This is a genomic window from Methanolacinia paynteri, from assembly GCF_000784355.1.
GTDB classification, from domain to species: Archaea; Halobacteriota; Methanomicrobia; order Methanomicrobiales; family Methanomicrobiaceae; genus Methanolacinia; species Methanolacinia paynteri.
Genome location: NZ_KN360928.1, coordinates 107,548 through 128,570 on the forward strand (window position 1 = coordinate 107,548; position 21,023 = coordinate 128,570).

At 46.5% G+C, this 21,023-nt stretch carries 23 protein-coding genes; 9 read left to right on the plus strand and 14 right to left on the minus strand.

The features are described 5' to 3' along the window. The first annotated feature begins 5 nt into the window (after positions 1-5). Genes METPAY_RS03935 through argB form a run of 3 tightly spaced genes read left to right on the plus strand, consistent with a single transcriptional unit; the run spans position 6 to position 2,543 of the window. Positions 6-494, plus strand: a complete 489-nt coding sequence (locus METPAY_RS03935) for a CBS domain-containing protein (protein WP_048149333.1) — start codon at positions 6-8, stop codon at positions 492-494. Positions 495-501: 7 nt separating this feature from the next. Further along, complete coding sequence (argJ, locus tag METPAY_RS03940; protein WP_048149335.1) at positions 502-1,674, plus strand: bifunctional ornithine acetyltransferase/N-acetylglutamate synthase; 1,173 nt, start codon at positions 502-504, stop codon at positions 1,672-1,674. Beyond that, positions 1,671-2,543, plus strand: a complete 873-nt coding sequence (gene argB, locus METPAY_RS03945; RefSeq protein ID WP_048149337.1) for an acetylglutamate kinase — start codon at positions 1,671-1,673, stop codon at positions 2,541-2,543. The genes argJ and argB overlap by 4 nt, the downstream gene beginning before the upstream one ends. Here the strand turns inward: argB and METPAY_RS03950 are convergent, their stop codons facing one another. Then, entirely contained in the window at positions 2,544-2,810 is a 267-nt protein-coding gene (locus METPAY_RS03950; protein WP_048149340.1) for a chorismate mutase, read from the minus strand. A gap of 95 nt (positions 2,811-2,905) precedes the next feature. On the opposite strand from METPAY_RS03950, the gene METPAY_RS03955 reads away from it, so the two are divergent. Continuing rightward, on the plus strand, positions 2,906-3,589 hold the full coding sequence (locus METPAY_RS03955; RefSeq protein WP_048149341.1) for a site-2 protease family protein: 684 nt from the start codon (positions 2,906-2,908) through the stop codon (positions 3,587-3,589). A gap of 380 nt (positions 3,590-3,969) precedes the next feature. Here METPAY_RS03955 and METPAY_RS03960 read toward each other — a convergent pair whose 3' ends face one another. The 3 genes from METPAY_RS03960 to METPAY_RS03970 all read right to left on the minus strand — a co-directional run bounded on the left by METPAY_RS03960 (position 3,970) and on the right by METPAY_RS03970 (position 7,087). After that, positions 3,970-4,653, minus strand: a complete 684-nt coding sequence (locus METPAY_RS03960; protein WP_048149343.1) for an ABC transporter ATP-binding protein — start codon at positions 4,651-4,653, stop codon at positions 3,970-3,972. A 1-nt stretch (position 4,654) separates the two neighbouring features. Beyond that, positions 4,655-5,788 (minus strand): ABC transporter permease, encoded by a 1,134-nt coding sequence (locus METPAY_RS03965; protein WP_245611518.1) that lies wholly within the window; start codon positions 5,786-5,788, stop codon positions 4,655-4,657. Between the two features lie 81 nt (positions 5,789-5,869). Further along, complete coding sequence (locus METPAY_RS03970) at positions 5,870-7,087, minus strand: COG1361 S-layer family protein (protein ID WP_048149347.1); 1,218 nt, start codon at positions 7,085-7,087, stop codon at positions 5,870-5,872. A gap of 158 nt (positions 7,088-7,245) precedes the next feature. On the opposite strand from METPAY_RS03970, the gene METPAY_RS14055 reads away from it, so the two are divergent. Continuing rightward, positions 7,246-7,821 (plus strand): TetR/AcrR family transcriptional regulator, encoded by a 576-nt coding sequence (locus tag METPAY_RS14055; protein WP_052418647.1) that lies wholly within the window; start codon positions 7,246-7,248, stop codon positions 7,819-7,821. A 13-nt stretch (positions 7,822-7,834) separates the two neighbouring features. Here the strand turns inward: METPAY_RS14055 and METPAY_RS03980 are convergent, their stop codons facing one another. The 8 genes from METPAY_RS03980 to METPAY_RS04015 all read right to left on the minus strand — a co-directional run bounded on the left by METPAY_RS03980 (position 7,835) and on the right by METPAY_RS04015 (position 12,664). Continuing rightward, complete coding sequence (locus METPAY_RS03980; protein ID WP_157198987.1) at positions 7,835-8,695, minus strand: hypothetical protein; 861 nt, start codon at positions 8,693-8,695, stop codon at positions 7,835-7,837. Positions 8,696-8,773: 78 nt separating this feature from the next. Continuing rightward, positions 8,774-9,949 (minus strand): hypothetical protein, encoded by a 1,176-nt coding sequence (locus METPAY_RS03985; RefSeq protein WP_048149351.1) that lies wholly within the window; start codon positions 9,947-9,949, stop codon positions 8,774-8,776. A gap of 25 nt (positions 9,950-9,974) precedes the next feature. Then, positions 9,975-10,607 (minus strand): flavodoxin family protein, encoded by a 633-nt coding sequence (locus METPAY_RS03990; protein ID WP_048149353.1) that lies wholly within the window; start codon positions 10,605-10,607, stop codon positions 9,975-9,977. 6 nt (positions 10,608-10,613) lie between these two features. Next, the gene (locus METPAY_RS03995) at positions 10,614-11,228 is read right to left on the minus strand and encodes a flavodoxin family protein (protein ID WP_048149354.1); all 615 of its coding nucleotides are present in this window, start codon (positions 11,226-11,228) and stop codon (positions 10,614-10,616) included. Positions 11,229-11,281: 53 nt separating this feature from the next. After that, the gene (locus tag METPAY_RS04000) at positions 11,282-11,920 is read right to left on the minus strand and encodes a peroxiredoxin (RefSeq protein WP_245611519.1); all 639 of its coding nucleotides are present in this window, start codon (positions 11,918-11,920) and stop codon (positions 11,282-11,284) included. 36 nt (positions 11,921-11,956) lie between these two features. Further along, positions 11,957-12,295, minus strand: a complete 339-nt coding sequence (locus tag METPAY_RS04005; protein ID WP_048149358.1) for a carboxymuconolactone decarboxylase family protein — start codon at positions 12,293-12,295, stop codon at positions 11,957-11,959. A 3-nt stretch (positions 12,296-12,298) separates the two neighbouring features. Beyond that, positions 12,299-12,427: a desulfoferrodoxin FeS4 iron-binding domain-containing protein gene (locus METPAY_RS04010; RefSeq protein ID WP_013330539.1), complete on the minus strand. Its 129-nt coding sequence runs from the start codon at positions 12,425-12,427 to the stop codon at positions 12,299-12,301. A gap of 18 nt (positions 12,428-12,445) precedes the next feature. Beyond that, positions 12,446-12,664, minus strand: coding sequence for a zinc ribbon-containing protein (locus METPAY_RS04015; protein WP_048149360.1), 219 nt, complete (start codon positions 12,662-12,664; stop codon positions 12,446-12,448). 92 nt (positions 12,665-12,756) lie between these two features. Here METPAY_RS04015 and METPAY_RS04020 point away from each other — a divergent pair, with 92 nt between their 5' ends. Beyond that, the gene (locus tag METPAY_RS04020; RefSeq protein ID WP_048149362.1) at positions 12,757-13,368 is read left to right on the plus strand and encodes a flavodoxin family protein; all 612 of its coding nucleotides are present in this window, start codon (positions 12,757-12,759) and stop codon (positions 13,366-13,368) included. Here METPAY_RS04020 and radC read toward each other — a convergent pair. Continuing rightward, positions 13,365-14,024 carry a RadC family protein gene (gene radC, locus METPAY_RS04025; protein ID WP_048149364.1) on the minus strand — a complete coding sequence of 220 codons (660 nt, stop codon included), beginning with the start codon at positions 14,022-14,024 and terminating at the stop codon, positions 13,365-13,367. The two genes, METPAY_RS04020 and radC, sit on opposite strands and share 4 nt — an antisense overlap. Before the next feature lie 242 nt (positions 14,025-14,266). Here radC and acs point away from each other — a divergent pair, with 242 nt between their 5' ends. From acs to METPAY_RS04040, 3 genes are all read left to right on the plus strand, one after another. Continuing rightward, positions 14,267-16,078 (plus strand): acetate--CoA ligase, encoded by a 1,812-nt coding sequence (acs, locus tag METPAY_RS04030; protein ID WP_084600678.1) that lies wholly within the window; start codon positions 14,267-14,269, stop codon positions 16,076-16,078. 85 nt (positions 16,079-16,163) lie between these two features. Continuing rightward, positions 16,164-16,664: a rubrerythrin family protein gene (locus METPAY_RS04035; protein WP_048149367.1), complete on the plus strand. Its 501-nt coding sequence runs from the start codon at positions 16,164-16,166 to the stop codon at positions 16,662-16,664. A 55-nt stretch (positions 16,665-16,719) separates the two neighbouring features. Then, positions 16,720-17,889: an FAD-dependent oxidoreductase gene (locus METPAY_RS04040; protein ID WP_084600679.1), complete on the plus strand. Its 1,170-nt coding sequence runs from the start codon at positions 16,720-16,722 to the stop codon at positions 17,887-17,889. 568 nt (positions 17,890-18,457) lie between these two features. Here the strand turns inward: METPAY_RS04040 and METPAY_RS14060 are convergent. Further along, on the minus strand, positions 18,458-20,947 hold the full coding sequence (locus tag METPAY_RS14060) for a protein kinase domain-containing protein (RefSeq protein WP_052418648.1): 2,490 nt from the start codon (positions 20,945-20,947) through the stop codon (positions 18,458-18,460). Between the last annotated feature and the right edge of the window lie 76 nt (positions 20,948-21,023).

Here is a 21,023-nt window from a genome sequence, read left to right on the forward strand (position 1 = left end):
TGAAAATGCTTGTAAAAGATGTAATGACACCGGACCCTGTTACCATTCAGGCGGATGCAAACGTAAGCGAAGCCGCGGCGATACTCAGGAAAAGAAGAATCGGCGGAATACCAGTAATGGACGGAGAACGCCTCGTAGGTATCGTAACCGAAACCGATCTCCTCTCACTTCTCGACGTAGGAGAGCTCAGCGAAGACCTCTGGCTTCCTTCGCCCCTCGAGATAATCGAGATCCCTATCAGGGAGTTCGTAAACTGGGAAAAGACAAGAAAGGCCTTAACAGATATTAGCGAAAGCCCAATCTCCGACATCATGAGCACGGATGTAATATACATCGACGAAAATGCCGAGATCGAGGAGGCGGCAAAGCTCATGCTGTCCGAAGGGATCGCAAGGCTTCCCGTGGTAAAAGGCGACAGGCTTGTCGGCATAGTCACCAGGCAGGATATAGTGAGGGGTATAGGGACAGCATTCCCCGAAGGGACTGAGGACTAAATAAAAAATGAAGAGCATATGCGAAGTTGAAGGCGTCGAAGCCGCAGGAATAAAGGAAGGCAAATTCGGCCTTGCGCTCATAAAGGCTTCAGGCAATGCGGCAGCGGTCTTTACAAAGAATCTTGTCATAGCAGAGCCTGTGAGGCTGATGCAGAAGACGATGGAGGCAGGGCGCCTTGACGGGATAATCGTCAATTCAGGAAATGCAAACGTCTTCACCGGTGAGCAGGGCTACAGGGATGCTGAAAGGATTGCGACTATAGCGGCAGAGGCACTCGGGACAAAACCGGAATATATTGGTGTGGCGAGCACCGGAGTTATCGGCCGCTATCTCCACATAGACATCATCGAAGACCAGTGCAGGAGGATCAAGGACACACTGGCATCCGATGAAAAATCAGGCGACGATGCTGCAGCCGCCATCATGACAACGGATCTGTATCCCAAGCGTGCCATCGCGAGAAGGGATGGGTTCACTGTTGCAGGCATTACAAAGGGAAGCGGTATGATCGCCCCGAATATGGGAACCATGCTTGCGTTCGTATACACAGACGCCGAGATCGCATCAGCCGATCTGAAAAAAGCACTCCTGACCGCGACAGAAAGGAGCTTCAACAGGGTAGTCGTAGACGGAGATACATCGACAAACGACTGCGTCTTCCTTACGGCAACCGGCCTTAAGGGAACTCAGGACTACGATGAATTCTGCTCGGCACTCGAAGAGGTCTGCATATCCCTCGCAAAACAGATTGCAGAGGATGGGGAGGGTGCAACGAAGTTTGTCGAAGTCTCGGTGACAGGTGCGAAATCCGAAGAAGATGCCGCAGCGGTTGCAAAGACTATCGTAGGATCGCCGCTTGTAAAGACCGCAATATATGGCGAAGACCCCAACTGGGGAAGGATTATCGCGGCTGCAGGAAGGGCAGGGCCGGTTTTCGACCCGATGAATACATCAATATCGATCGGAGACGGCGAAAAGACTGTAATACTTGAAGAAAAAGGAGTAATCAAGGCTGACGATAAGATCAACCCCGCCGCTCTCGCCGCAGCAAAAGAGTTAATGAAAGGGAATAAACTGAGAATAGAGTTTGATCTCGGTACAGGGAACTATGAGGCGACTGCGTGGGGCTGCGATCTTACTGAAAAATATGTTGAAATTAACGGGAAGTACACGACATGAAACGCGTTGATGTTCTGATGGAGGCCCTGCCCTATATACAGCAGTTCCACGGGAAGACTGTTGTCGTAAAGCTCGGGGGCCATGCCATGATCGATTCCGACACTCTCGATACGGTGATACAGGATCTCGTCCTCCTGCACTATGTAGGGATGAAGGTGGTAATAGTCCACGGCGGAGGCCCCGAGATCACATCCAAGATGAAGGCGATGGGAAAAGAACCCAAATTTGTCGGCGGCCTGAGGATTACCGATCTGGAAACACTCGAGATCGCCCAAATGGTTCTTGTAGGAAAGATCAACGACGGCATAGTCTCGCTTATCGCCAAATTCGGTGCACAGGGAGTCGGCCTCTCCGGCAACGACGGCAATATGATCATCGCAAAGAAGATCAGCCCGAAAAAGGTTGTCGTCGATGACGAGGAGCAGGAGATCGATCTCGGCCATGTCGGCGATATAGAGGAGATCAATCCCGAACTGCTTGAAGGGCTTATCAATAAAAGTTACATCCCTGTAATCGCCCCGATAGGAATGGACAGGAAGGGGCACAGCCTGAATGTCAATGCCGACACCGCCGCAGGCGAGATCGCAATCGCACTGAAGGCCTATAAGTTCATCAATATGTCGGATATCGACGGTATCATGAACGCAGGACGGACCAGGACATATCACCGGCTTACGATCAGTGAGGCAAAGAGCCTGATCAACGAGGGAATCATAGTAGGAGGTATGATCCCCAAACTTGACGCATGCATAAAATGTCTTGAAAACGGGGTTTCATATGCACACATCATAAACGGAAACAAAAATCACAACCTCCTGCTCGAGCTCTTCACACGCGAGGGCATTGGTACTATGATAAAAAAAGAATAATTAAATACAATTTTTTTGGGCTTTTTCGTTCATTTCTACAAGAATATCAAATATTTTTACGACACTCTCCTCATCGAGTTCCGACTCTGATGCAAGAACAGCCGCCCTGTCCAGGACCTTTCTTCTCTGGACTTCGTCCCTTACGGAAGATCCCGACTTCTTCTTCTCGGCCGCAATAAAGGCTGAATATTCCTGCCTTTTTGCGATCAAAGCGACAATATCCCTGTCAATCCCCTCAATTGCCAATCTCGACTCTTCAAGATTCATTACATAGAATTTCTTCTCATTAAAAGATAAGCATGCACATGTATAGCAACACAGGAAGAATAAAACAGCAATAATAACATAAATTTAAACATCATATGAAATCAGGTCTGATATCAGCAATAACTGAACATGAAAGAAAAGATCTCCTGATCGGCTGGCTCGCAATCGCGCTCGCCTTTACATTTATCTTTATAAGGGGCGGAGTCACCCCTGACGGTTTCGTGCTTTTCTTCGTAATCTCCCTGTTTACAGTAGGACTCGGATTTCTGCTTCACGAACTCGCCCATAAATTCATGGCTATCAAGTACGGGTACTGGGCTGAGTTCAGGAAGGATACTCAGATGCTTCTGGTCGCAATTGCGCTTGCCGCACTTGTCGGAGTCGTCTTTGCAGCACCGGGTGCGACGATGATCTATTCAAGGGACGGGCGTATGATGACCCGCGAAGAATCAGGGGTCATATCGATCGCCGGACCAGCGGTAAATCTTGTATTATGCATCCCGTTCTTCCTGATGATAGTAGCGGGAGCGGCGATGGGATATCCGAATACAGAAGGAATCCTGCCTTTGATTCTCTTCCTTACTGGAATGGTCGGCCTTTCGGTAAACTCGATGATTGCATTCTTCAATATGCTCCCGATCAGTGTTCTCGACGGAAAAAAAGTCTTCTCGTGGAATCCAGCAGTCTTCGCCGTTGTAATCGTTGTTTCACTTGGACTTATCCTTCTCTCGTCCAACTTCGGCGGTTCTCTTGACGCAGTCCTGAATGCGATACTCTGAATTCAGGACTTTTCTTTTTTTTGATCCTATAAAAATTTAAAATTGTTTAAGCCATGCTCCTGCTCTAATTTTTTCAATATAATCGAAGGTCGTCGTGGGTTTCGAAGGGGCGACAGCACTTAGGTAGGCAACCCTTGCGCAAGTTCACTACGCGAACACGCCCTGACCTCAGGGCTTTGCGCTATGGTGATAACCCGGCCTTTCGGCCGTGGAGAGGACAAAAATGAAGGAAGAAATTAATAGCCAAAGCCTCTTCAGATTCTGAAAGGAGCGATGCAATTCAGGGAGCAAAAGGGGATGCTCGTCCATCCCCTTTGCGACTTATCACGACGAGGGGGAGGGGTATAGGGAGGGGGAATCTTCCCCCTCCCTCAAAAACATCACCCTTTCAACCTGATCTCTTCCGCCACCAGACCGTCTTTCAGCCTGATAATCCTGTCAAAATACTCCCTGTGCCATTCCTCGTGCGAAACCATCACAACGGTCTGGTCCATGGTCTCGTTTATCTCCCTGAAGAGATCGAGGACGGTCCTCGAATTGGCGCTGTCGAGATTTGCACACGGCTCGTCGGCAAAGAGAATAGAGGGATTGTTAACGAGCGCCCTTGCAATAGCAACTCTCTGCTGCTCGCCGCCTGAAAGTTCGGAAGGCAGATGCCCCCCTCTCTCCCCAAGTCCGACCCTTCCGAGATATGATTCACCGGTTGCTATGCACTCTTCATGCAGCCGCCCGGCAGCCATGGCAGGCAGTATGACATTTTCAAGCGCTGTCAGCTCCGGAACGAGTGCATAATCCTGGAATATAAACCCGAATCCGGACAGCCTGAATCTTCCCTTCTCTTCGTCGCTCATCTCCAGAACATTCCTGCCACTTATGGATATCCGGCCTTCGGTCGGCCTGTCCAGAAGCCCGAGCATATGAAGAAGGGTTGACTTTCCCGAACCCGAGGATCCCATTATCCCCACGAACTCCCCTTTTTCGATATCGACATCGATTCCCCTCAGGGCATGGACCTCCACCAGGCCCATCTTATACACTTTCCTGACTCCTGCTGCAGTTATCATCTCAGTTCCCTCTCATCGCATCAAGAATGTTCCCCCGCGTAATCCTCCATGCAGGAATGAATCCTGCAATCGCGGACGAGACAAACAGCAGCAGAGTATTTTCGATGAGCATCCCGGTATCAACCACAGGAGTAACGTTCCCGTCGGGGAATTCCATCGGATACGCCGTAAAATAGAGGACCATCGCCTCAAGTATCATAAATCCGAGTACAGAACCGATAAGGCATACGAATACCACCTGCAGCACGTATGAGTTGATGATAACACTCTTCTTTATCCCGATAGCCTTCAGGATGCCTATCTGTTTTCGGTTGTTGAACGCCTTTATTGTGGTCATTATAAAGATCAAAACAATTGCGATTACCAGGCTGCCAAAGACAGTAATCTGGTTTATTATATTGAATGATTCAACCGAGTCGGTTACTGCGCTGGGGAGCGCCTCCTCCCATGTCTTGACGCTTTCGCCGACACCAAACTCGAGTATGTTCTTCTTGACATCAGAAACATCTGCATTTTTGGATGTTTTTATTAGGATCTCGTCGGCTACATCATTATCATATCCAAGTACTGAGTTCATCTCGTCCCAGGTTACAATTGCCATGTAGTCGGCAGTCCATGATTTTGTATTGAATATACCCTTGACACGGTAATCACGGACGACTCCGTTGCTGTACCTGACCATTATCGTATCACCTACCTCAGCACCCCCGAGAGATGGGTAATAATCCTTAGTTTTATCCTTGTTTCCCGAAACAAGACGCCCGATAATGATCTCATCCATGCTCCCGCTTCCAAGGAAATCCCCTTCGAGCATAGCATCCTGGAACTTCGTAACCTCGACTTCATCCCGTGGATCAAGAGCAGTTATCCCGAGGGTTATCGATTCCTCCTCGAATTCAATCGACGAAGGCATCTCGTACCTCGGGGAGGCCCGCACCACACCTGGGACACGATTTAGAACTGCAAGAAGATCGTCGAGATCATTTATGTAGCGATTGTCCTCCCTCGGTTCGATGATAATATCCGATGTAATGTAGTCCACGTTCTGCTGGTTGAAGACCTCGATCGCCCCCGATATAATCGACGGCAAGAAGATCATATTCGTCAGGACCAGGGCTATGATAACTATATTCATAAAAATTCGGCCCCTCCCACCTCTCTGGGTTGCCCTCGCAGCAAGGAAGGCTGAAACCCTCAGATCCTCAAACATCGCCGATCAGACCTTATCTTCTTCTCTTTTTCTGTAGACAAAGTAGTAATAGCCGCCTGCCGCAGCGGCGATCAGTATAATGATGCCGATGATCAGGCCGGTTTCGTCATTATTTCTCCTTATCGAGAGAGTAAGAGGATAGAGGGATTCATGAATGCCGGTATCATCCTCGTATGAGATCGTGAGCGAGTAATTATATTCTCCCGGAGAACCTGCATCAAGGGTAAAAACTGCCGGTGCATCGTTTCCTGGCTTTATTTTACCGATATATGCCTCTTTGTTTCCTTCAAAAGGCAGGTCTATCTTCGCAACAGTCGATTTTGCATCCCCTGTTCCGGTATTTTCTATCCTTATCGTAAGATCGACTTCCTGACCTCCCGTAATCCGGACGGGATCGGTTTTTAATGAGGCAATGCTCAGTTCAGCCTTCCCGTTTACATCAAGGGCAATCGCATCGTTCTGATCAGCCGAACTTCCATCGACTACATTGTATGTGATCTCAAGAGGTATCTCATGAACTCCGGGTTCCATTCCGGTATCAGAGATAAATGAGATAATAAATGATTCGGACTCCCCCGACGAGAGATCCGGGATATGAAACGACTGCGAATTTATCACGGCAAGCGATGGCTCGTCTTCGACCACTCTTATGAAAATATCCTCTGCAGTGCTCTCCCCGCTGTTATAGAGACTGACTGTGACATTTGCACCGTCTCCGGGTTGAAGAGAGGTATCTCCGGACTGTCCCACGATAAGCACCGGTTTCCTGAGCGAAGATACTGGCATATCGACATTTATGGGAATAGGGTACTGGAGGTTTTCCGAACCCTTCACGCTGACTCTCAGTATCGCATAGTAGATCCCCCTCTTTTCAGGGGCCTCTATCGCAAATGAGATCTTCACGGACTGTTGCGGGCCAAGGTCACCGGAAAATTCGGAATTGCCTCCAAGGACTTTTATATCTTTACCCCCGTCCAGGAACACTCCCGTGATAGTAGGATTTATCTCTTTCATCGTCGTGACTATGGAATCGCTTGTGGTTGTTGTCGACGAAGACGCCGTATTGGTAAGAGTAACCGTGACCATCCCGATATCGCCTGGCATAAGGACCGACGGAACAACCTCGCTGTTTGAAAGTATAACCGTGGGTCCGTATAAACCGGCACTGCACAATCCCGGCAGACATAATATCACTGCAACGGAAACCAGAATATATTTGAGCATTTATTGTACACCCCTCTAAAATGACAGTATAGCCATTATAGTATTATAAATAGCGCTACAGCATTTATACAACAATATTGACTTTTGTTCATTAAAAAAATTTATGGTCATTTTTACGACTCATATTTAAGTAAAACAGAACATAATTGTGTAAGAATATGCCCAAAGTATTACCCGGATACAAAGAAGAAGCAAGAAAAAGGATCCTTGAAGCGGCATTCGGATTATTCTGGAAAAAGGGTTTTAGGGCTACCAAAATGGATGATATCGCACTTGAACTAGGAATAAGCAAAGGTGCGATATATACATATTTTAAAGATAAAAAAGACCTTTTTGCCAAGGCGGCCCAGCATTACAGGCAGGAGTTCGAGAGTGACATGACCCACAGAATGAAGAACAGCGAGGGTCAGGACATCTTTGAAATACTCTTCTATTTATTTACGGAATATCTCAAATTCGGATTTATTCTTCCTTTCGAACTCATGAATCTTGCAGTAAATGACGAAGAGATCAAATCATTTCTGGTGGAAGACGGTAAAGATGACAGGGAATATTTTATCAAATACCTGATTCGTATCCAAAATGAAGGAAAGATCAGACAGGATATTGATATTTACGAAATGGCCGATCTCATCACCACACTTTTCTACGGCTTATATATGAATATGTTCCTGAGTGAGGACATTGAAAGGGCAAAGAGAATCTGGGACAACGCTGTTGAGAAGTACAAGTAAAAATTTGATTAGATTATTTTCTTAAACAAAGTGCTGCCATTATCCCGATAACAGCTACTGCCACTGCAAAGCCCGGCGACTGTGTCGCCTCCGGCTGTGTTGTAGCTGAAGTTGTTGCCGTCTCGGTTATGGTGGATGACGGGGTAGCAGTCACTCCGGTTTCAGTTCCTTTTTGCACGACGTGGACTGCAAAGTCCGAGAACGGCTGGGGGCCCTCGACCGCTGCCCTGCTGCATACATCGGCTGAAGCCTGCCCTTCCACAAAAGTTACGGCAAGCTCGGACTGGCAGCCTTCGGGACTCGTAAATATATATTTCTCACCGGGAACCAGGGTTGTCTCTGTGAGATAATTCTGCCCCTCCCATCCCTGGGACACGCTGACATCAGAGGAATCTGCAGTGCAGACCGATCCGGTGCATTCATTGCAGTCAGCTGTCATCTCATAGGTTATCTTGAAATTATTGAAAAACGGGGATACCAGCAGTGACGGATCGCCCCAGGAATCGGAAAGATATCTTGAGCTTGAATCAGGACGTTCAACACGGGCCACTGTTACAAATATCACTGTAGAGATCTCATCTCCCGTAAACGTCCCCTGGATAATATCGCCTGTTTGGAGATAGTCAAAGATATCTCCGTCCGGAACGGAACCGGTGAGATCCTGCTTATCAAGAGAAGTCACCGAGTACATAACCCATGACTTGCCATTCCATACCTCGTTCGTATGTACTTTAATCACATTGTCGGCTTCGTTTATCTTCGTCACTTCACCAGACACCGTTGTCTCCAGCAGGACCGCAGATGCGGAGAATACACACATGAAGACCAAAATCAGCACTACTACCAGTGCTCTTTTGAAATAACCTAACCTCACTTATACACACCTCTTCCGATATCCGCCCGTCAAATTTTTACGGGCATCTATAGCATACTTAATGATATAAATTATTGTTTATAAGGGTTGTTCACCTGTTTCCCCCGGATAATACTGGTAGAGCTTGAGCAGCATCTTAGTATTCGGGGAGATCAGGCACACGGGGAAGTACCCTCCAAAATTGTGATAATCCGTCCTAAGAAGATTCATTTCAAGAGCTGACCTTTCTGCCGAGATCAGCAGTTCACTGTCTTCAGGGTTAATCCCGTCGTAATCACCTAATCCTTCAGGTTCGATGGAAGACATTTTGCTGCGCAGTTTTTCAAGAAAAAGCAGTTTTAATCTGAGGAAATTTTCCACAATTCTCCTGCTCGATCCTCCCTGTATATACCTTACCAGTATTACCTGTGATATAAGGACTATAACGAAGAATATTATTTTAAACTCCTCTTCTGAGCCGTCTTCAAGGATCCGGCCGAGTGTGAACCCGGGAAGAAGAAGTGCAAGTAGCATAACAACTCCGGCAACTGCCGCAAGTACCGCAATAATCATGATATATTTGAAAAAAGTCAGGAATCCTGTATGATAACTCTTTTTTGCACGGACCTTCAGACCAAGCAGATATGAAAGAAATTCATCCGAATACGGCTTAACGAACCATATTCCCGTATAAAACACAATGATTGCAAAACACTGTACGAGAAGCATTCCAAAGGTAAACCTGTCAAAGATGTTCCAGAAATAAAGCATGGCTCCAAAGATCATGCTGAGAAGAAAAATTCCTATAAACCCTGGTGCCAGCGGCTGACAGTTTATAAAAAAGAGTTTCCACCCGAATTCGACAAAAAATTTCTTTTCTTTCTTTACCACCTTCATGCTGCCCTTTAGATCACTGACAATCCCGCGGGCACTAAAATCCTTGTTTTTGGACGATTCAACCCCTCTTTCACGCCCCGTAGGAAGAAGGAATATGAACGGATTAAACATAAGAAACACGAAAGAGGAAATCAGCCAGTATATAAAGAAATTTACAGGCGACTGAATTAAGACCAAAATGAGGGCAATGACAGCCAGTGCAATTATGAGAGTCGTATACCTGAGTTTCAGGGAGAATAGAGAAAGATTGTCTATCTCCTCCCGGACCTTCACCGACTCTTCGTCAATTTGTTCGAGAAGTTTAACCTTTCTTCTCCTGTACTCCCCGGCTTTCATAATTGTTTCATCAGGAAGTGTTTTCTTGAATATGCTGTTCATTATATAAACTCCATTAACGTCGCGATCACGGGGATTCCTTTTTTTCTGATGCCGCACTCTTTTTCAGATCTGCCATCATCCTCACAATCTCCGCACCCTTTTTTCCCGCGTCTGGCAGTGCATCGGGATGGCCCTCTATCCCGCCCCATCTGTCCATTCCCTTCACTGCAATATTTTCATAATAGTCTATGCCGAAATCGTTAAAAAAAGCCGTAAGTACAGGATAGGCTCCCAAAAAAACATTGTCAGTATCCTGACCCGCTGTCGAGATGAAGACGCCTTTATGAAGCTTGATGTGCTCCGCACTGAATTCAAGATTCCTCAATACGAACTTCCTGGCCCAGAGGAACTGACCCCTGTCGATTAAGGCCTTCAGTTCTGATGTGATTCCCATCGAATATATAGGAGATGAAAGAACGAGGATATCGGTCTCTGCGATCCTCTCAAGCAGGGGAGTAAGGTCATCCTTTACGACACAGACACCTGTCTTGTGGCATTTATTGCAGCCCATGCAGCTTCTGAAACTGAGTTTTTTCAGCAGAACCTTCTCTACATCCCCGCCGGCTTCTTCCGCACCTTTCAAAAACGCATCAAGAAGCTTCTCTGTATTTCCCCTGATCCTAGGGCTGCCCGATATTCCAAGTACGTTTACAGTCAATTCTTTTCACCCCTCCCTAAGCCGGCGGATATGCCCTGTGATATCTTCACCTGCCTTTAATGCCTGCTGTTCTGCGGTAGGATGCGCCCTGATCTCCCCTTTTTTATCGACATTATTTATCATAAGGTAAAACATGTCCTTATCCCTGATCCCCGCGAGATGGAAGAAGCATTTTACGGAAGGGATCGCTCCGTCAAATACCCAGTCCCAGTTCTGCCCGGCAGTGGAGATGAAAAGGCCGGCTTTTTTTCCCCGTTTTTCAGGCGGGATTATCGGCTGTTTGAGAACATATCTTCGCGACCTGAATACCTGCATCCTGTCAATCAGGGCCTTTACCTGCGCACACAGACCCATGCAGAATATTGGTGATGAGAAGATGATCACATCCGCTCCGGTGATCTTATCCTCGAGCATCTTCATATCGTCTTTGATAACACATATGCCCTCTTTTTCACAAGCATTGCAGCCCCTGCACGGATTTACCTCTATCTTCGAGAGTATTATCTCTTCAACCGTTATGCCCGGCTGGCCTGATAAATACCCGATTACATAATCGAGGAGGTCTTCGGAGTTCCCGTGGCGCCTTGGACTGCCGGCTATTGCCAGTACGGATATATCCATATTTATTAAGCTTAATTTGAAACGAAAACTAAAAAGGATTTTGGGTTAGGGATTCAGAGTTTTTTGAAGCAGAGATAGAAATCCTTGCATTCGTACCCTTCGGAGAGCCTCTTTTCCATATCTTTCTGGTTCACAGGCGGAGGTACAATTACCTTATCGCCCGGCTGCCAGTTTGCCGGAGTTGCTATGCCATGCTCATCAGAAGCCTGGAAAGCACGGAGCATTCTTAATATCTCCTGCATGTTCCTGCCGTTTGAGAGAGGGTAATACAGCATCGCACGGAGTATTCCTACAGGGTCTATGAAAAATACGGTTCTTACGGTTGAGGTGGTGCTCTGCCCGGGCTGCACCATGCCATAGAGATTTGCAACCTTCATGTCGAGATCTGCAATTACAGGGAACGGGATCTCCACTCCCATCTTCTCTTTGATGTTTCTCACCCAGGCCAGGTGTGAATGAACACTGTCGATCGAAAGACCGATTAGCTGTGTATTGAGTGATTTCAGCTCGTCATAGATCTCTGCAAAGCCCATGAATTCAGTAGTACAAACCGGGGTGAAGTCGGCGGGATGGGAGAACAATATGACCCACGAACCCTCGAAGTCCGAGAGCTTTAGCGGGCCGTGAGTTGTAACAGCCTGAAAGTCAGGAGCTTTTTCTCCAAGAACTGGTAATCTTGGACCTCTGTCCATTTCAACATCCTCACACATGATTCTGCCTCCAAAATTTTATTTATAGGTCTCTTCGAGTTTTGCTTTGCCGTAAGCATAGGCAGGCATTCCTGAGAGCAGGAATGCAACACGAAGGCCTTCTTCAATCTCTTCTTTCTTTACTCCAAGCTTCTTTGCACCTGCAATTTGTGCCTGTACAGCATGCTCGTCACGAAGCGCTGCGGCAATTGAAATGGCGATAACCTTCTTGGTCTGCCTTGAAAGTGCACCGTCGTCCCATATCAGGTTGTCGAGCGCCAGTATTTTGTCATGAAGCTCGGGATTGTTCTCGGCAAGCTCCCTGAAGATTACGGGGATCTTACCGATCTTCTTTTCCAAATCATTCATATCTGACATCTTTCACTCCTCCTGGAGAGTCATAGGTTCGCCGCAGCAGACAAGTTCGCCGCCGCCGACTTCAATAACTTTCACTACATTGCCGCATATTTCGCAGACAAATACCTCTCCTTCGCTCTTTACATTTACCATAATATCACCTCATTCTGATTATTTTCTCTCAGGAGGATTCTTTACGTCCTCCGGAGTATTAATATCAGGGCGAATATGAGTTATCGGAAAACAGTCGTACATTTCACACGCACACTTTGGGCATTTCCGGAGATCCTGTTCGGTATCGTTTATCTCGAACTCGAAACCGCAGTCGACACAAACATATTTCCCGGGACCTACCTTTTCACCCGATTTCACTTTTTTCACTTCTGTCATTACTCTTTTCCTCAGATTTTGATTTAGATGCAATCTATTTATGTGTTTTGACAGAGGCCAATTTTAAATAAACAAACGTATTATGAGAAGATATGACTGTTAAAATAATTGCCCTGATGGGAAGTCCCCTACCCGAAGGAAACACCGGCAAACTTTTGGACGAGGCGATAAGAGGCGCAAAAGATGCAGGATGCAGCGTCGCACGGGTAAATGTATGCGATCTCAGTTTTTCAGGGTGCATGGAGTATTACTACTGCGAGAAGAATGATTCCTGCTACATAAACGACGAATTCTCCCCCTTCCTCCAGCGTTTCAAAAATATGGACGGCCTGATCATCGCAACCCCTGTCATGACCATGGGAGTTCCCGGCCAGCTCAAGTCATTTATGGACAGGTTTCAGGTCTATTTTATGGCCAAATACAAGAGAAACCAGCCTATCATAACGAAAGAGCAGAAAAAATGGAGACGCACCCTTCTCCTTTCAATCGGCGGAATGAACATAAAAAATGATTTCGACGGGATCAAACTCACGACCGATTCGTTCTGCGACATCATCGACTGCCCGTACTATGACGGGGTCTTCCAGAATAATATGGACGAAGTAAAAGACATAACGACCAGAACCGAAATCATGAATGCGGCATACGAAAAAAGCTTCCGGATGTGTCGCGAAATATCTGAAAATAAAGAAAAGTATTCTTAGATCAGACCGCGCTCCTTAAAACTTACATATCCTCTTTTTGCAGTGATGATATGATCTAAAATGCTGATTCCAAGGATTTCAGCCGCTTCGCACAGCCTTTTCGTGATATCTATGTCCTGGGCTGACGGTTCGGGGCTTCCTGAAGGATGATTATGAACGAAAAGAACGGATGCAGCCCTGTCCGTAATGGCATCGGCAAAGACCTCTCTCGGGTGGACAGGGCTGTGGTTGAGAAGTCCTACCGTAACAATCCTCTGCTCTATAAGTTCTCCAGCCCCGTTGAGGGTCATACATATGAAATATTCCTGCTTCTTGGACCTGAGATGGTCTACAAGGGGCAGTACATCCCCGGGCTTTTCAATCTTATAACTGCTCTTCCCCGAGTATCTTCTTGCAAGTTCGAATGCGGCGACCATCTGTGAGGCTTTTGTCGTCCCAATTCCGTTTATTGCAAGAAATTCATTATAAGAGGGTCTTCCTCTTTTCTCTTTAAGCAGTTTCTCGATATCTGCCGATATTGCATTTACGTCGCGGCCGGTGACACCACGGCCGATAATTGCAGCAATAAGTTCGTTGTCTGAAAGATTCTCAACACCAAGCCGGGCAATTTTTTCCCGCGGCCTGTCGGTATCCCTGATCTCTTTTATTGATTTCATCGATCCCCCATAACCGTTATAATTCAGATATATTACCGAAAGGTCATTAATGAAATGGTTTTTTGAAATTTTTCCTGATTTTTTCGTTGATTGACGATGGTCAGTTCGACCGACAGTATTTTATTATTTTACACTATTAATTATGTAGAATATCCAGGAGGTATGATACCATAACCAGTCAGGAAAAAACAAACCTCAGGCGAGGATATATTCCGGAGGACGAATACCGGGAATTGTCAAATATGGGCGACTACAAAGCCGCCTATGAGAGGTTTTTAAAAGACCCGGAAAAATTCTGGTCGGAAATAGCATCCGAACTCGAATGGTTCAATGAATGGGATAATGTTCTTGAATGGAACCACCCGAATGCTAAATGGTTCACAGGAGCAAAATGCAATATCACGCACAACTGCCTTGACAGGCACCTGAGTACAGAGAAAAGAAACAAGGTGGCCCTCATCTGGAGAGGTGACGATGGCAGCGAGAGGATCATCACTTATCGCCAGTTGTTCAGGGAGGTCTGCAGGTTTGCAAACGGACTGAAAAGCCTTGGCGCCCGTAAAGGCGACAGGATCTGTATATATATGCCGAATACACCCGAACAGGTCATAGCCATACTTGCATGCGCAAGAATAGGTGCGGTTCACAACGTTGTATTTGCCGGGTTCGGAATGGAGTCGCTGCATTCAAGGATCAGGGATTCGGAATCGAGATTTGTCATCACATCAGATGCCAGTTTCAGGAGAGGAAAAAGAATCGATCTCAAATCGATAGTTGACAGGGCGATAGTCCATACCTCTGTGGAAAAGGTCATCGTTCACAGAAGAACAAGGCCGCGGACCGAACTTTATTCGGAGATAGAGATCGACTTCTACGACCTTATGAAGGAGAGGAATTACTTCATCGAACCCGAAGTAATGGATTCAGAAGACCCTCTGTTCATACTCTATACGAGCGGAACAACAGGCACTGCAAAGGGTATCCTTCATACATGCGGCGGTTACATGGTCGGGACGTATTACACGTGCAAATATGTCCTCGATATGAAACCCAGCGATGTCCACTGGTGTACTGCCGACCCGGGATGGATTACAGGGCACAGCTACATCATATACGGGCCCCTGCTTTTCGGAACAACACTGCTGATCAGCGAGACAACCCCGGACTATCCGGACCCGGGAGTATGGTGGGACATGGTGGAGGATTTCGGCGTCACGATCCTCTATACGGCACCGACTGCAATCAGGATGTTCATGAGGCACGGTGAGAAATGGCCTGAGAAATACAATCTCGATTCCCTGAGAATACTCGCATCCGTCGGAGAACCGTTAAATCCCGAGGCCTTCGAGTGGTATTACAGGGTTATCGGGAAGAGCAGGACGCCGATCGTCGATACATGGTGGCAGACTGAGACCGGAATGCACATGGTTACGACACTCGTCGGCGAGGAGATGAAACCGGGGTACGTGGGAAGGCCGATCCCGGGTGTTGTTGCCGATGTCGTTGACAAAGAAGGGAATTCAAAGAGTGCAGGAGAAACCGGACTTCTCGTCATAAAAGAGCCCTGGCCTTCGATGATGAGGGGCGTGTGGGGCAATGACGAAAGATACAGGCAGTACTGGACACAGATAAAGGACTATTACGTAGTAGGCGATCTTGCGGTAAAGGACGATGACGGATACATCCAGATCATAGGAAGATCGGACGATGTTATAATAATCGCAGGCCACAACCTCGGCACCGCCGAGGTCGAATCCGCTCTCGTCGAGCACGAGACTGTTGCCGAAGCTGCTGTCATCGGCATTCCGGACCCGGTAAAAGGCAACATCATCAAGGCCTTCGTAATCCTTATTGACGGCTACAGCGGGAGCGAAAAGCTTGCAAATGAACTTACTTACCATGTAAGGATGACACTCGGTCCGATTGCAATGCCGGCCGAGATTAAATTCGTCGATTCTCTTCCGAAAACAAGGAGCGGAAAGATCATGAGACGTGTCCTCAAAGCCCAGGAGATGGGAGAGGACCCGGGTGATCTCTCCACAATGGAAGAATAATCTTATTTTCTTTTTCTAGTCATCTCCGCATGAAATAAATAATATTAAGCTCAATTATGAAATTAAAGCAAAAGGAGAAGATTTTATGACAACGAAAGATGATGCGGCAGAAGCCTTTGCAGGCGAATCCCAGGCAAACAGGAAGTACAAAATATTTTCGGAAAAAGCCGATGCTGAGGGCTACTCAAATGTTGCAAAATTGTACAGGGCTGCTTCTGAAGCAGAGGCAATTCATGCCAAGAGACTCCTCTTTCTCCTCCAGCAGGTAAATTCAACAGAAGAAAACCTGAAAAAATCCATTGAAGGAGAGACATCAGAGTACACCTCCATGTATCCTTCATTTGTCAAAGATGCCGAGAAGGAAAATGACAAGGAAGCAGGAACGATATTCACCCATGCAATGAAGGCCGAAGAGGTCCATGCAGCAAACTATGGCAGGGCCCTTGAAGCTGTTGCCGGCGGTAACGACCTCGAGGTCTCCAAAGTATTCTTATGCCCTGTATGCGGGAATATAGTGTTTGACTCAGTGCCCGACACATGCCCCATATGCGGCGTTCCCGGAAGAATGTTTAAAGAGATCGAATAACCCGGTAATTATACAAATCCAAATTCTTTTTTTCGTGACACATTTAAATAAATTGATGGAAAAAGCAGTTACTATGCCGGATGTAAAAGTTTACTCGACAAAACAATGCCAGTACTGCAGACTGCTCAAGGCGTTTCTTGACAAAAAAGGAATAAAATACCAGAATATTGATGTAGGAGAAGATATTGAAGCAGCCAAAGAGATGGTTGAACTCTCGGGCCAGTATGCGGTACCTGTAACCGTAATCGACGGCGAGGTCATCGTAGGCTATGACGTCAGGAGACTGAACGAACTTTTCGGGGATACCGGGGAGAAAGGTGAAACCGACATTATTATTCTTGGCGGAGGACCTGCAGGGCTTACAGCAGCTGCATATGCAGCGAGAAAGCTGCTTAGATGCATGATAATTACCGAGGATATAGGTGGACAGGCACTGGAATCCTGGGCCATTGAAAATTATATGGGGTTCCGGATAATATCCGGAAGCGATCTCATGCAGAAATTTGAAGAGCAGGTCAGGAATGAGGATATTGAGATCGAGATAGACAAGGCAGAATCGATTGCCGAAAGCGATGAAAAATTCGTCATCACTACGGTGTCCGGGCAGAAATTTGAAGGTAAATCGGTGATTATTGCAACAGGTGTCAAACCCAGGTGGCTTGGAATAAAAGATGAAGAAAAATTTATAGGCCACGGGATCAGCATATGCTCCACCTGCGACGGTCCGCTCTTCCGTAATAAGATCGTGACAATTATCGGAGGAGGAAATTACGCGGTCACGACAGCCATTGAGATGAGCAAACTTGCCAAACATGTAAACCTTATAGTAAGAAGCAAAATCAGGGCGGACGAGGTATACACCAACCAGTATGAGGGGCTTGAGAACGTTTCAACTTATAAAAACTATACTGTAAGCGCCCTTGGGGGGGACAATATGCTCAAAGCGGTTACAATAAAAGAAAGGGATACGGGCGAAGAGATAAAACTTGAAACCGACGGTCTCTTCCTCGCTATCGGACATGATGCAAATACCGGATTTCTTGAAGGCTTCGTCGATCTCAATGGAAACGGGGAGATCATCACAGACAACAACGGCAGGACATCACATAAAGGCGTCTTTGCAGCCGGCGATGTTACCGATACCGAGAGCAAGCAGGTAATTATTGCTTCGGGAGAAGGCGCAAAAGCTGCACTTTCCGCCTATTCTTTCCTTGTGAATAAATAAATGGGGAAAAACTACGATTTCTCTTTTAAAATCCTCCAATTTTAATTTAAACCAATTATTTTCAGCCTTCCCAGGTTAAACCAAGTCAGAAACTGATAAAACAAAAATATTGAAAAAACAAAAAGGCGATCCTTTGGAACCAGAAAAGGAGGGGTGTGGTGAATTTTTCACCACAGTGGTTTTGTCTGGTTTTTTTCTGGGGATTGGTGGGATTATATTATATATTGTATTATTATCTGTACCTGTCCGGCACAAGCGGGATTGGAGTTGAAACGTGGTTTTTCCCGTTGTGCTTCGCAGATGGGGCGTATCTGGTTGCCAATTATTGGTTGCTGATTTAGGTTGCCTGAAGGCAGCCATTGACTGGTGATTTAATTTTCCGTTTGATACGGAATATGTTTCTACTGACTTATCAGGTTCCTAGTATTACCATGCATATTTGCCGGTTACCACCTCCTCATTTTGATCAATCCTTTCCGGTGTCATCGAAGATTCTTATCCTCTCAACCCTGATAGTAAGATTCTTTTGGGCTAATATAAATGAATAATATGCCGGTGGGTAACTCATTTAACCGGACGGTTCAACGTCTTTAAAGAATTCCTTCAGGTTGTCGTTTTGAAGGACAATCCCGGTTAGGAATTTTTTAAACTCATCTACAGAAGAAAAACGCTCATCCTGGTTCTTATTAAGGCATTTCATGACTACATCGTCAAAGAGATCATCCAAGGCTCCAGCTTCCGAAGGAACGACGGGCTGCAAATGCAGGATCTCGTCGGTAACCTCTGCGACACCTGAACCGGAGAATGGTTTCTTTCCGGTTATCAGCTCATAGAATACAATTCCAAGCTGGTATATATCGGTCCTTTCGTCAGGATAGCCGAAGGTCTTCGGAGCGACCTGCTCCGGCGCCGCATAATTCAGGGAAAATCCTATAATGGTCGTTTCATTCCCGTCCGACATTATCTTCCCAAGCCCCCAGTCGGTAATCTTTGCTGTTTTGTCTGCAGAAAGCATAATGTTCTGGGGTTTTATGTCACGGTGGATTATGCCTCTCGAATGGGCATAAGAAAGCCCTTCTGCAACATCATAGATTATCCTTAACGATTCCACGGGAGGAAGCGGTTTTTCAAGAGCCGCCAGAGGCGTTTCAAGATATTCCATCTCTACATAAGGGACAGGGAATATATTTACCGAATTAAGTTTGGCAATGTTCGGATGCTCCAGTCCTTCCCAGATCCTCATCTCCTTCAAAAACAGCCTTCCGGTAGTCTCGTCAAAGTTTATCGGAACTTTTACCGCCACTACGACTCCGTCTTTTCGCCTTTTTGCTTTAAAAACCCTGGCGATCCCTCCTTTTCCGATAAATTCGACATCGCTGTATTTATCATGGAGACTTTCCGGGAAATAGGAAGATGAGAGCGATGAACTCATAATATCCTCTTCTTTCATGAAGAGCGAAGTCGAATCAGGATCGAACGAAGAGGCCGTTACATCGCCGTTCTCTGCGTACCATCTCATGACCAGTGATTTGAAACGATGCCTGAAGACAAGCGGAAGAACTATTGAAAGGAGAAGAGCTGCAGGATATGCCATTCCTGTAACCGGACCGAGTTCCACAGGTACTGTATACAAAGATATTCCCATGAGAACTGTTGCAACAATCGCAACAGGGCACTGGAGACGGTAGACGTTTACAGGGAACCTACCGCTGAGAAGACCTAAAGCCAGAAATGCGGATGATGTAATCAGGAATGTAGTAATAAATATGAAAGCAACCTGAATCATCCCGTAATCGATAAACCCGTATATCAGCCTTGACGTATACGATACAACAGTGTAAAGCAGGGCAATAGACATGGCGCCAAAGGCAAGACCCATGAAGACGACTTCATACTTCCTCCCGCCTTTCAAACCGTACATTCTCCCGAACTTTCCCATAATCCCAATTAATCCGACGAATACCCCGGCAATAAGAACCATAACCAAAACGATCTCAACCGGACTCTGGAGGTAGAGCATCGGCTCGATTCTGGCCGGATCACCGCCAGTGCCACCCGGGGTAGCCTGAACCGAAATATTCTCTTTACCCCCGGGAACGCTCAGGTTTATAGAAATATTCTCCGGCAGCTGTATAATCGGAATTCCCGTCGGTCCCGTACCGTTGACACCGCCTGCAGTAATGATATCGGCCTGCGTTGTCTTCGGGACTACCACATACATTGAATTTTCAGATATCAGCGGATACTTATCCTTCACATAATTCTCATTCCTGAAAAGACCTTTCCAGTATCCTTCGTAGATCTGCTTTACTCCTTCATCAGAGAGCGAACCGATAAAGTCAGAGCCCACGGCATCCCGGATATCCGATGCCGAGGTATAGGGCATATAAGGAGTGCTGCCTATGCCGTTTCCGTCATCATCACTCCCCTTGTAATCGTCCCAGTAGTTCCCCAGAGACGAATTATAGATATCATTTTCGTAAAGATACGAAGAATTGTCCGAGGACCAGTTCAGGGTCGTCGTCAGGGATTTCGCATTCACCCTGTTGTCAAAATTATTCAGGGTTATAATACCGGAAACATTCTTATCCGCGTATATGCCGACACTATGGTTATTTATGGAATTCCCTGAAAACGAAAGCCCGCTCCCGGATATGATGCTTATAGCTATCGGAGTTCCGAGAAAGGTGTTGTCGGAGATTGTCGTATCGTTTCCCTCAATCCATACTGCGCAGTCGGCATCGCCAGAGATTGTAAATCCCTCGATGGTTACGTTATCTGAAGTTATTGTAATCCCGGCAAGCCCCTCTTTGGTAATAATATGCGGTTTTCCCGTCCCGCTATCCATTCCAAGGAGGGAGATCGGTTTATCAATTATGAAATTGCCCCCCCATTCACCGCTCTCGATCAACAGAACAGAACCTGGTTCAGCTCCTGCTACTGCTGCAGCAATGCTGTTCGTGACTGTCTGATTTATAATTCCTTCACTGCTGCTGGTATTATTTACTGCTGCAACCGGTGAGACAAGAAGCAGGAAGAAAAGAAATAAAATAACCATATGCAGAGAGCACCAGCTCAGGCAGGTAATCCTTCGCGTTATTTTATTATCCCCCCTCACCGTTTTCATCGATTAT

Excerpts from the sequence above, each read along its gene's own strand:
- METPAY_RS03935 (WP_048149333.1), top strand. The coding sequence starts at position 6 with ATGCTTGTAAAAGATGTAATGACACCGGACCCTGTTACCATTCAGGCG.
- argJ (WP_048149335.1), top strand. The coding sequence starts at position 502 with ATGAAGAGCATATGCGAAGTTGAAGGCGTCGAAGCCGCAGGAATAAAG.
- argB (WP_048149337.1), top strand. The coding sequence starts at position 1,671 with ATGAAACGCGTTGATGTTCTGATGGAGGCCCTGCCCTATATACAGCAG.
- METPAY_RS03950 (WP_048149340.1), bottom strand. The coding sequence starts at position 2,810 with ATGAATCTTGAAGAGTCGAGATTGGCAATTGAGGGGATTGACAGGGAT.
- METPAY_RS03955 (WP_048149341.1), top strand. The coding sequence starts at position 2,906 with ATGAAATCAGGTCTGATATCAGCAATAACTGAACATGAAAGAAAAGAT.
- METPAY_RS03960 (WP_048149343.1), bottom strand. The coding sequence starts at position 4,653 with ATGATAACTGCAGCAGGAGTCAGGAAAGTGTATAAGATGGGCCTGGTG.
- METPAY_RS03965 (WP_245611518.1), bottom strand. The coding sequence starts at position 5,788 with ATGAATATAGTTATCATAGCCCTGGTCCTGACGAATATGATCTTCTTG.
- METPAY_RS03970 (WP_048149347.1), bottom strand. The coding sequence starts at position 7,087 with ATGCTCAAATATATTCTGGTTTCCGTTGCAGTGATATTATGTCTGCCG.
- METPAY_RS14055 (WP_052418647.1), top strand. The coding sequence starts at position 7,246 with ATGCCCAAAGTATTACCCGGATACAAAGAAGAAGCAAGAAAAAGGATC.
- METPAY_RS03985 (WP_048149351.1), bottom strand. The coding sequence starts at position 9,949 with ATGAACAGCATATTCAAGAAAACACTTCCTGATGAAACAATTATGAAA.
- METPAY_RS03995 (WP_048149354.1), bottom strand. The coding sequence starts at position 11,228 with ATGGATATATCCGTACTGGCAATAGCCGGCAGTCCAAGGCGCCACGGG.
- METPAY_RS04000 (WP_245611519.1), bottom strand. The coding sequence starts at position 11,920 with ATGGACAGAGGTCCAAGATTACCAGTTCTTGGAGAAAAAGCTCCTGAC.
- METPAY_RS04005 (WP_048149358.1), bottom strand. The coding sequence starts at position 12,295 with ATGTCAGATATGAATGATTTGGAAAAGAAGATCGGTAAGATCCCCGTA.
- METPAY_RS04010 (WP_013330539.1), bottom strand. The coding sequence starts at position 12,427 with ATGGTAAATGTAAAGAGCGAAGGAGAGGTATTTGTCTGCGAAATATGC.
- METPAY_RS04015 (WP_048149360.1), bottom strand. The coding sequence starts at position 12,664 with ATGACAGAAGTGAAAAAAGTGAAATCGGGTGAAAAGGTAGGTCCCGGG.
- METPAY_RS04020 (WP_048149362.1), top strand. The coding sequence starts at position 12,757 with ATGACTGTTAAAATAATTGCCCTGATGGGAAGTCCCCTACCCGAAGGA.
- radC (WP_048149364.1), bottom strand. The coding sequence starts at position 14,024 with ATGAAATCAATAAAAGAGATCAGGGATACCGACAGGCCGCGGGAAAAA.
- acs (WP_084600678.1), top strand. The coding sequence starts at position 14,267 with ATGGGCGACTACAAAGCCGCCTATGAGAGGTTTTTAAAAGACCCGGAA.
- METPAY_RS04035 (WP_048149367.1), top strand. The coding sequence starts at position 16,164 with ATGACAACGAAAGATGATGCGGCAGAAGCCTTTGCAGGCGAATCCCAG.
- METPAY_RS04040 (WP_084600679.1), top strand. The coding sequence starts at position 16,720 with ATGGAAAAAGCAGTTACTATGCCGGATGTAAAAGTTTACTCGACAAAA.
- METPAY_RS14060 (WP_052418648.1), bottom strand. The coding sequence starts at position 20,947 with ATGGTTATTTTATTTCTTTTCTTCCTGCTTCTTGTCTCACCGGTTGCA.